This is a genomic window from Deltaproteobacteria bacterium, assembly GCA_011773515.1.
In the GTDB taxonomy this organism is placed as follows: Bacteria; Desulfobacterota; Deferrimicrobia; order J040; family J040; genus WVXK01.
The window spans coordinates 65,657-69,176 of record WVXK01000016.1; the positions used below are offsets into that span (position 1 = coordinate 65,657).

A 3,520-nucleotide genomic window follows, 5' to 3' on the forward strand; every position below is an offset into this window, starting at 1 on the left:
TTAAAAATGGCTTTCCCACACCTGACGGGATTTCAAAGGTTCAATCGGTAGCCCCCATGACACCCATTATTGTTCTCGTCCCTGAAGCGGAGGATTTTGACAGGGCACTATATGAGCAACTGAACATTTCAGAGATGGTGAAAGAGAGTGAGTTTTCGGCTCAATTTCAGTCGATCGTCGAGCGGTATGTTTTTTCCGGCTACGGAATCCTGAGGAAGTGGACCATGGAGGAAATTTTCAATTACTGCTTCCCCGTGATTACGACCCAGGATTATGATACCCTCTGCCAGATTATCGTTGATTTTCTCAAGGAGCTTCTCATGGCCGATTCGGGTCTCCTGGTCTCTCTCCAGGAGGGGAGGGGATCGGGCTTTAAGCTTCTGTCCGCGTCGGGTTTCAGGGATATGACCCTAATTTCAAATATTTTAGGCGCTTACGGTGAGCAGTTGATGGACAGGTGCAAAAATGACCCCAATATCGTCAATGGCAAGGAGATTTTCGGTGAAAGGATGGTTTCGGGGCTTGAGGGGAAAGCACATTCGGTTTTTCTGGTTAAATTCGACATAGAGGGGATGACCACCGTATACGGGATATTGTTCCTGAAGGCACGCCCATACCCTGAGGTGCTTGGCGGAGAAATTCTCCAGTTCATGTTGCGACAGGCCAGGTACGCCCTTTTCAATGCGGAAAAGGGAATAAAGGTTCAGAGCCTGATATACATAGATGATCTGACGAAACTCTACAATGCCCGCTACTTGAAAGTTGTCCTCGACAGGGAGCTGAAACGGTCTGACCGGTATGGAATGGCAATTTCGCTTCTCTTTCTCGATATCGACTATTTCAAACGAGTAAATGACAGTTACGGCCATCTGGTGGGGTCGAGAGTTCTCTGCGAGGTCGGCACTATCTTGAACGCCTGCGTTCGTGAAACGGACACTATCGTGAGATACGGAGGGGATGAATTTGTGGTCATCCTCGGCGAGACCAACCCCGATCAGGCTCTTCTTGCCGCGGAGAGAATGAGGACGGCTGTCGAGAGACATCTCTTCATGCGGGAAGAGGGCTTCGATCTGCACCTCACTGTTTCCGTGGGAATAGCGACATATCCAACCCACGCTCGAGACAAAGACCAGCTTCTCCAGATGGCGGACAAGGCTATGTACAGGGGTAAGGAAACCACAAGAAACGTGGTCAATATTGCTGAATCCTGATCAATCAAGCAAAGGAGAGGGGAGTTGTCTATCAATACCGTACGGGGCATGAAGGACCTTCTGCCCCCGGAAACCTTTCTATGGCTTCGGGTGGAGAAAAGAATACGAAATCACTTTCTATCGCGGGGATATCTCGAAATACGGACGCCTGTTCTCGAGAAATCTGAACTCTTCGTAAGGAGCATAGGCGAGACCACCGATATCGTCGAGAAGGAGATGTACACCTTTGCCGACAAGAGCGGAGACCTCCTTACCATGAGGCCCGAAGGGACGGCCCCGGTGGTCCGCGCATATCTGGAAAACAGAGGACTACTCAAGGAAACACCCGCCAGGCTTTTTTACCTGGGGCCGATGTTTCGACACGAAAGACCACAGAAGGGCAGGCTGAGACAGTTTCATCAGGCCGGTGCCGAGGTTCTCGGATCGGAGGCCCCGTACGTCGATGCCGAAGTGCTCATCACGCTTCATGACCTTTTCAAGGGTTTGGGTTTACGAAATCTATCCCTCGAGGTAAATTCGCTCGGATGCTCCGATTGCCGCCCGGGGTACAACAGGAAGTTGCTCAAATTCACAAGAGAGGTTCTCGCAGATCTCTGCGATGACTGCAATCGGAGGTACGAGAGAAACCCCCTCCGCGTCCTCGATTGCAAGTCGGCAAAGTGCATCGAGGTAACAAAGGGGGCACCTGCGGCGCTCGACTGCCTGTGTCGGGGCTGCAGGGATCACTTCAATGAAGTTATGAGAATTCTTGCTGTCCACTCCGTATCATGCGTGGTTAACAGCAGAATGGTTCGTGGTCTCGACTATTACGAGAAAACCACGTTCGAGTTCCTCTCCGGGGCCCTTGGATCGCAAAACGCCGTCGCCGCAGGTGGCCGCTTCGATGGCCTCGCCGAGATGATCGGATCAAAGGACCGGGTTCCGGGAGTCGGGTTTGCAATGGGAATGGAGAGGTTGATCATGCTTCTTGGTTCCGGCGATGAGCAAGAGTCTCTGTATGGGACACCAACGCTGTTTATCGCCCAGCAGACGAAAGAGTTCCGGGACGAGGCCTTCGTCCTCAAGAGGAACCTCGAAGAGAGGGGTCTATTCTGCGAGATGGATTACGAGGGAAAATCGCTCAAGAGCCAGATGAGAAAAGCGAACAGGATCAATGCCGGTTTCGTGATCATCATCGGGGAGGCAGAGATGAAAAAGGGGTTGGTGCGGATGAAGAATATGGCGACGGGCGATGAAAAGAATGTTTCCCGGGAAGATATTGTCAGGGCTGTGGTGGAACAGGTCAAATAGAAACAAGGAGGCAGGAAAGTGGAACCGTTCGGGAGCCAGATGAAGAGAACCCATTATTGCGGTCTTCTCTCCGGAGGTGACAGGGGAAAGAAGGTCACCCTGTGCGGGTGGGTCAGGAGAAGGAGGGACCACGGTGGGCTCATATTCATAGATTTGAGGGACAGGTCCGGCCTGGTTCAGGTAGTTTTCAACCCCCAGATTGACTCCGGGGCTCACGAGAAGGCGGACGGGATAAGAGGTGAGTACGTACTCTCGGTATCGGGTACGGTTTCACCGAGGCCCGAGGGCACCGTTAACCCGAGTTTGCAGACGGGAGAGATAGAGATCCTCGCCGACAGTCTGCATATTCTCAACGAGTCTCTTCCGGCACCTTTTTCTCTCGAAGAAGACGCGGATGTGGCGGAGAATGTCAGGCTGAAATACCGGTACTTCGATTTGAGAAGGCCGGAAATGCAGGAGATTCTCTTCGAGAGACACCGGATTGTCAGATCGGTGAGAAGTTATTTTTACGAACATGACTTTATCGAGGTTGAAACCCCGTTCCTTACGAAGAGCACCCCGGAGGGCGCCAGGGACTATCTGGTCCCGAGCAGGGTAAACCCGGGGTGTTTTTACGCTCTCCCCCAATCTCCTCAGCTGTTCAAGCAGATCCTCATGATCTCGGGCTTTGACAAGTACTTTCAAGTCGTTAAGTGTTTCAGGGACGAGGATTTACGGGCAGACAGGCAGCCGGAGTTTACCCAGATAGACGTGGAGATGTCGTTCGTCGACACGGAGGATGTGTTCCTGTCCATGGAGGGACTCATGGAGAGGGTTTTTCAGGATGTGCTCGGCTTCCCTGTTCAAAGGCCTTTCGCGCGGTTGCCGTACCGGATGGCCATGGACCGGTTCGGTACGGACAAGCCGGACACACGATTTGAAATGGAGATCGTAGATTTTTCCTCCGAGGCAGGGGGCTCCACATTCAACGTTTTTAACGAGGCCCTTGAAAAGGGTGGTTACGTGAGGGGTATCGTGGC

The 3,520-nt window shown here is 52.4% G+C and carries 2 protein-coding genes and 1 pseudogene (1 of these 3 only partly in view); all 3 read left to right on the forward strand.

Going from position 1 to position 3,520, the window contains the following annotated elements:
- Window positions 1–56: 56 nt before the first annotated feature.
- Entirely contained in the window at window positions 57–1,211 is a 1,155-nt protein-coding gene (locus GTN70_02070) for a diguanylate cyclase (protein NIO15784.1), read from the forward strand.
- Between the two features lie 24 nt (window positions 1,212–1,235).
- Complete coding sequence (locus GTN70_02075) at window positions 1,236–2,501, forward strand: histidine--tRNA ligase (GenBank protein NIO15785.1); 1,266 nt, start codon at window positions 1,236–1,238, stop codon at window positions 2,499–2,501.
- Window positions 2,502–2,540: 39 nt separating this feature from the next.
- A pseudogene (aspS, locus tag GTN70_02080) lies at window positions 2,541–3,520 on the forward strand (aspartate--tRNA ligase); it runs 731 nt beyond the window's last position.